This is a genomic window from Paenibacillus sp. FW126-R14 (assembly GCF_058789495.1).
The window spans coordinates 59,494-66,134 of the sequence record NZ_JBYTBS010000042.1 but is presented as its reverse complement, the minus strand read 5'-3'; the positions used below and the strand labels follow the sequence as shown (position 1 = coordinate 66,134).

Annotated in this window: 7 protein-coding genes; all 7 read left to right on the top strand. The window is 48.4% G+C overall.

Annotated features, from left to right (window positions below; translation table 11 throughout):
* Nucleotides 1-262 precede the first annotated feature (262 nt).
* The 7 genes from AC3WRW_RS23240 (at nt 263) to AC3WRW_RS23210 (ending at nt 6,623) form a co-directional block, all read left to right on the top strand.
* A complete protein-coding gene (locus AC3WRW_RS23240; RefSeq protein WP_492548653.1) occupies nt 263-1,219 on the top strand; it encodes a metal ABC transporter solute-binding protein, Zn/Mn family in 957 nt (318 codons plus the stop codon).
* A gap of 54 nt (nt 1,220-1,273) precedes the next feature.
* Complete coding sequence (locus AC3WRW_RS23235; RefSeq protein WP_492548652.1) at nt 1,274-2,035, top strand: metal ABC transporter ATP-binding protein; 762 nt, start codon at nt 1,274-1,276, stop codon at nt 2,033-2,035.
* Nucleotides 2,036-2,045: 10 nt separating this feature from the next.
* On the top strand, nt 2,046-2,993 hold the full coding sequence (locus AC3WRW_RS23230; protein ID WP_492548651.1) for a metal ABC transporter permease: 948 nt from the start codon (nt 2,046-2,048) through the stop codon (nt 2,991-2,993).
* The gene (locus AC3WRW_RS23225) at nt 2,986-3,879 is read left to right on the top strand and encodes a metal ABC transporter permease (protein WP_492548650.1); all 894 of its coding nucleotides are present in this window, start codon (nt 2,986-2,988) and stop codon (nt 3,877-3,879) included. Before AC3WRW_RS23230 ends, AC3WRW_RS23225 begins: the two co-directional genes overlap by 8 nt.
* A gap of 118 nt (nt 3,880-3,997) precedes the next feature.
* Nucleotides 3,998-4,849, top strand: a complete 852-nt coding sequence (locus AC3WRW_RS23220; RefSeq protein WP_492548649.1) for a patatin-like phospholipase family protein — start codon at nt 3,998-4,000, stop codon at nt 4,847-4,849.
* Between the two features lie 32 nt (nt 4,850-4,881).
* A complete protein-coding gene (locus AC3WRW_RS23215; protein WP_492548658.1) occupies nt 4,882-5,283 on the top strand; it encodes a VOC family protein in 402 nt (133 codons plus the stop codon).
* Nucleotides 5,284-5,597: 314 nt separating this feature from the next.
* On the top strand, nt 5,598-6,623 hold the full coding sequence (locus tag AC3WRW_RS23210; protein ID WP_492548648.1) for an ABC transporter substrate-binding protein: 1,026 nt from the start codon (nt 5,598-5,600) through the stop codon (nt 6,621-6,623).
* The last annotated feature ends 18 nt before the right edge of the window (nt 6,624-6,641 follow it).

The following is a 6,641-nucleotide window of genomic DNA, read 5'->3' as shown; positions in this document are numbered from 1 at the left end:
AAGTTTTATACTTTTGCTTCGCATCTACCTTGACAAACGCGCTCGTCCTAAAAGGACTACGAAGTCGTTTATCCTTGATTCGTCCCTATTTTAACTTGAGGGTCTATTTTGTGGACATGGTTAAAAATGTGTATTAATGAAAATATTTTTCCCTATTGCAACATTATCGAAAATGGTTAATAATGTACATGAGATAAAGTTGCCTTAGGTAAACAAATGTGGGCTTGACCAATTTGAAAAACGAACGGGGAGGAACCGGCGAATGAACGAAGTGAAGTCGAAGGGGATTTGGAAGAAGGGTGCTGCGGTTGCCTTACTAGGCATGATGTTGACCGTATCGGCCTGCGGGAAAAATGAAAACTTACCGGCATCCGGGACGGGGAAGGAGATTAAAGTAACTACGACGATCGGCATGATAACGGATATCGTTCAGAATGTGGGTTCCACCCATGTCAAGGTAACGGGGCTTATGAACGCGGGAGTTGACCCGCATTTGTACAAAGCCTCACAGGGAGACATGAAGAAGCTGGACGATGCGCAAATCATTTTCTACAATGGCCTGCACCTTGAAGGCAAAATGGTTGAGATTTTGGAGAAAATGGGGAAGGAAAAGCCGACGGTTGCCGTGTCTGACAAAATAGACCGTACAACATTGCGTTCCGGTGCAGAGATGGCTACGGAATACGATCCGCACATTTGGTTTAATGTGAAGCACTGGATGAAGGCGACGGAGCAGGTGCGCGACTCTTTAAGCGAGTTGGACCCGGCACATAAGGAAGACTACAGCAAGAACGCAGCTGCCTACTTAGTCAAGCTCGAAGAGTTGGATCGATACGCGCGCGAGCAAATTGGTCTAATTCCAGAATCAACCCGTGTTCTTGTCACGGCGCACGACGCATTCGGGTACTTCGGGGATGCCTATCACATTCAAGTGAAGGGACTTCAGGGCATCAGCACCGCGTCGGAATACGGCTCCAAGGACGTTAGTCAGCTTCGTGATTTCTTAGTTGAGAAAAAGATTAAAGCTGTCTTCGTAGAGTCCAGTGTTCCCAAAAAGTCCATCGAAGCGGTTATCCAAGGAGCAAAGGAGAAAGGACATGAGATACAGATCGGCGGCGAATTATTCTCAGATGCGATGGGGGCAGCGGGAACGCCGGAAGGAACGTACGTGGGGATGGTTCGCCACAACGTAGATACGATTGTGAAGGCTTTGAAATAACAGGCGCAAATCGATGCGCTTTAACAAGAAATCTATTTACAAGGGGGAAATGACATGAAGCATACGGATGCGCCGCTTTCCATTCAAAATATGACGGTGGCTTATCATAAGAAGCCTGTTCTGGAGCAAGTATCCCTAACGGTGCCGGAAGGCAAACTGATTGGGATTGTAGGGCCAAACGGGGCAGGCAAGTCGACTTTAATTAAAGCGGCACTCGGTTTAATCCCAAGCTTATCCGGAGAAGTAAAGATTTATGGCAAGCCTTATAAAGAACAGCGCAAGCTTGTCGGATATGTGCCCCAGAGAGAATCCGTCGATTGGGATTTTCCGACGAATGCGCTGGATGTTGTCACCATGGGGCGATACGGGCATTTGGGCTGGTTCCGCCGGCCTGGCAGCAAAGAAAAACAGATCGCGATGTCATGTTTAGAAAAAGTGGGTATGGCTGAGTTCGCAGACCGGCAAATCAGCCAGTTGTCCGGCGGACAGCAGCAGCGCATTTTTTTAGCTAGAGCGCTAGCGCAGGATGCCAGCTTATATTTTATGGACGAACCGTTTGTGGGCGTAGATGCCGCGACGGAGAAAGCGATCATCACGCTGCTCGGTGAGCTTAAGAAGCAAGGGAAGACAGTTCTGGTGGTCCATCATGATTTATCCACCGTTCAAGAATATTTTGATTGGGTTATCCTGCTCAATGTAGGGATTGTGGATATCGGCCCGACGAACGAAGTGTTTACCAAGGAAAAATTACAGCAAACGTATGGCGGAAAACTGGCGATCTGGGATCAGGAACACTCCCATACGTTAATAGGATGAGGTGATCACCGTGCTCAGCTCACTGCTTCACTTATGGTTGGATCCGAATGCACGTTGGATATTGCTTGGATGCTCGCTGCTTGGTTTAAGCAGCGGAGTATTAGGAAGCTTTGCCTATTTGCGCAAGCAATCGCTGATGGGGGATGCCTTATCGCATGCAGCGCTTCCTGGGGTGTGCATTGCCTTTATGATCACAGGCTCCAAATCGATTCTGTTCTTCCTGATTGGCGCGGCAGCCGCAGGTTTGTTAGCCACATTAAGCATCGGCTGGATTACGAGGTATTCCAAAATCAAGCAGGATTCGGCGCTTGGCATTGTTTTGTCCGTCTTTTTCGGAGTAGGCATTGTCTTGCTAACGCAAATCCAACATAGCTCCAGCGGCAATCAAAGCGGGCTTGATAAATTTCTGTTCGGGCAAGCGGCCTCTATGGTACATTCGGATGTTGTTACAATGGCTATCATTTCGTTTGTATTGGTCGGTGTTTGCACCTTGTTTTTTAAAGAATTTAAGCTGCTCAGCTTTGATCCCGGGTACGCCAGAGGGCTAGGTTTTCCAGTGCAAATATTAGACCATTTCATGATGTTTCTGATCGTTGTTGCCGTCGTGGTCGGCATTCAAGCCGTAGGTGTCGTTTTGATGGCGGCTTTGCTGATAACACCGGCTGTCGCCGCCAGATATTGGACGGAAAAGCTCGGCTGGATGGTCATATTGTCTGGTGTTTTCGGAGCGTTCAGCGGCTTTGCCGGAACCTACTTAAGCACGTTGGGCAGTAATTTGCCGACGGGACCGTTAAGCGTATTGGCTGCTACCGGATTGTTCGGATTCTCGCTCTTGTTTGCCCCTAAACGCGGGCTGGTCATGAAATGGTTCCGCCGAACATCGATGAAACAGCAAGTACTTAAGGATCCGCAGCCGCAGTCGTACGTGAAAGCAAAAGGGGTGAGCCAAGTTGAATGATCTTTGGATTATACTGACAGCAGCTCTAGTCGCTGCGGCTTGTTCTCTTGTCGGCTGCTTCCTTGTACTGCGCAAAATTGCCATGATCGGCGACGCCATCAGCCACTCCGTGCTTCCCGGTATCGTGATTGCTTTTTTAATAAGCGGGTCCAGAGGTTCGATTTTTATGCTGATTGGCGCGGCAGTGATCGGTCTGGTCACCGTGTTCTTGATTCAATTGTTCCAACAGAGCGGATTGCAGTCCGATGCTTCCATCGGTGTAGTTTTTACGGCTATGTTCTCCGTCGGTGTCGTTCTTATCAGTTTATATACAAGGCAAATTGATCTGGACTTGGATTGCGTGCTCTATGGGGAGATCGCCTATGTGCCTTGGAATACCATAGAAATCGGTGGGGTAAGCATAGGACCTAAAGCGGTTTGGGCGGTTGGATTTGCTCTTATGCTCAGCGCTCTTGTTTTCGGTCTTTTCTATAAACAATTCAAATTGTGCTCGTTCGATCCGGCGCTGGCAGCCGCAGTGGGCATACCGGTCGTATTGTTCCACTATCTCTTAATGGGATTAGTCTCGATTACGACGGTTGCTTCCTTTGAAAGTGTCGGGGCCATCCTGGTAGTGGGGATGTTAATTGTGCCGGCAGCCACGGCGTATCTGCTAACGGAGAGACTGCATGTAATGATCGTACTTAGTGTGATGGTGGGAGTTATCAGTTCTGTAGCTGGATATTACGCTGCCTATTTGCTCGATGCTTCGATAGCCGGCTGCATGATAAGCGCTGCCGGTGCCATGTTTGTCCTCGCTTTCCTTTTATCCCCAACCCATGGAATCATCATTCGGAAAATTCGTCAAAAACGCGGTTTATCTGTGGTTAATCCCGAATCCGTATAAATAAATGCCTTGAACCTGCTTCTTTGTCTCTTTTTCGGAGATGGAGAAGCATTTCTTTTAATTGACATTTCCTGTATGCTAGTAGGGGGCTAGAGACAGACTGAAAGAAGGTGTCACCATGGAAGGGATTGGACTCGTACTGGAAGGCGGAGGTATGCGTGGCGTATACACCGCGGGAGTCTTGGAATACTTTATGGAGCAAGAGTGGTATTTTCCGTATGTTGTCGGTGTGTCGGCAGGGGCTTGCAATGCGGTATCTTATATTTCGAAACAACCCGGACGGAATAAAAAAGTGACGATTGACTATATTGGCGACCACCGATATTTAAGCTACCGCAATTTGCTGCGCCATAAAAGCATTTTCGGTATGGATTTTATTTTTAATGAGCTGCCTAATCGTTTGGTGCCGTTTGATTACGATGCTTTTTATAGCTCGCCGCAGCAGTTCGCTATTGGGACTACGGATGCGCATACGGGCGAACCGGTTTATTACACGAAACATCAGCTTGATCAGCAAACGATGCCGATCGTTCAAGCATCAAGCTCGCTGCCATTTGTGGCCAAACCGATGCATTACGAAGGACGCACGTTGTTTGACGGCGGATTGGTAGATCCAATTCCCGTGAAGAAATCGGTTGCTGACGGGAACAGAAAGCACGTCATCGTGCTAACCAAAGAGATGGGTTATCGCAAGACTCCGTTTAAACAGCGGTGGTTAGCCAAAAGTTTTTATCCTCAGTATGACGGCCTTGTGGATGTGCTCGTCAATCGGAGTGAAATCTATAACGGCACGCTTGAGCTTGTGAGACAAATGGAAGCCGACGGCAGCGCAATGGTCATTCGTCCTTCATCCAAGGTGCTCGTGGGCCGGATGGAGAAAAATCCGAAAAAGCTGGAAGCGCTGCATGAGCTTGGCTATGAGGATGCGAAGCGAATGGGATTGCAAATGAAAGAATGGCTGTACAATTAACTAATGGACAAGGAGTTTTTCACGTGAGTGCGATGAGCCAAAAGATTTCGACATTCTTGATGTTTGAAGGTCAGGCTGAGGAGGCCATGAAGCTTTACACGTCCCTGTTCGATCAGTCAGAAATCGTGGAGATCAAGCGGTATGGCGCAGGCGAAGCCGGTGCGGAGGGAAGTGTGGCGCTCGCGACATTTGCGCTGCATGGACAAGTCTTCATGTGCATCGATAGTTATGTTAAGCATGATTTTTCGTTTACTCCGGCAATTTCACTCTATGTTAACTGTGATTCCGATGAGGAAATTGAACGGGTATATGCTGCACTCTCGCAAGACGGCAAGGTGTATATGCCGCTTGGTTCATATCCGTTCAGTGAGAAATTCGGTTGGGTCGGAGACCGGTTCGGTGTGACATGGCAGTTAAATTTGGCGAAAAAGTAAACGAATGTGTCCCTGTCAACACTTTTTGTGTATAGGAATGACCGTTTTTGTTTGCATTCATAGCGAACATGCGGTATGGTAGTATCAAACCAATAAGAACCCACGGGAGCTTGAAGAGTCAGGCTGAGATTGTGACCGTAATTGTCACTAACCGTTAATCTGATCTGGGTAATGCCAGCGTAGAGAATCCACACAAAATGCACGTCCATTCCTTATCGTTTGAATGGGTTTATCATTTTTCTACCTATGGCGCTCCCGGATATCGGGGGCTTTTTCTTGTGGTTACATAGCATAAAGGGAGAGGGAAACAAGAAATGAATTGGAAGAAGATTGCACCACTTATGCTCGTGAGCTTGACTGTGCTTGCGGCAGGCTGCGGGAAACAAGAGGCTGGGCCAGCTAACTCCGCTAGTCCGGCTAACACGGCAAAACCGCTTACCGATGTGAAGGTTGTACTGGATTGGACGCCAAACACGAACCATACCGGTCTGTACGTCGCGAAGGATCAAGGATTTTTTGAACAAGAAGGGTTGAATGTACAAATCATTGCGCCTGGCGAAGCGGGTGCGGATGCGATGATCGCTTCGGGTGCCGCTGAATTCGGCGTCTCTTACCAGGAAAGCATTACACAAGGGCGTATTCAAGGCGTACCGCTTGTTTCGATCGCCGCTGTCATTCAGCATAATACTTCGGGATTTGCTTCCCCGGTAGCGAAAAACATCAAGACTCCGAAAGATTTCCAAGGGAAAACGTACGGGGGTTGGGGTGCGCCTTCCGAAAGCGCGATGATCGACTCTCTGATGCAATCCGAGAAAGCCGACCCAAGCAAAGTGAAAATTGTAAACATCGGCGATGCGGATTACTTCACAGCGGTCAAAAGAGATATCGATTTCGCATGGATTTACTATGCGTGGACCGGGGTTGACGCCGAGCTTCGCGGCGAGCCGCTTAACATGATCTATTTGAACAAATACTCGGACAAGCTGGATTATTATACGCCGGTTCTGGCAACAAGCGAAAAGCTGATTAAAGAGAAGCCTGAGCTTGTAAAAGCGTTCACGGCTGCGGCAACGAAAGGGTACCAGTTCGCAATCAGCAAACCGGAGGATGCCGCTAACATTTTGATCAAAGCCGTTCCGGATCTGGACAAAAAGCTCGTTATGGCCAGCCAAAAATGGCTCAGCCCGCGTTATCAGGACGATGCGCCGCGTTGGGGCGAACAAAAGCGTCAAGTTTGGGAGAATTATGCGAACTGGATGCTTGAGCATAAGCTTCTGGAGAAAAATCTCGATGTGGACGCAGCATTTACGAACAATTTCTTGCCAGCAAGCTCGAAATAACATTATTGGTCGGAAGGG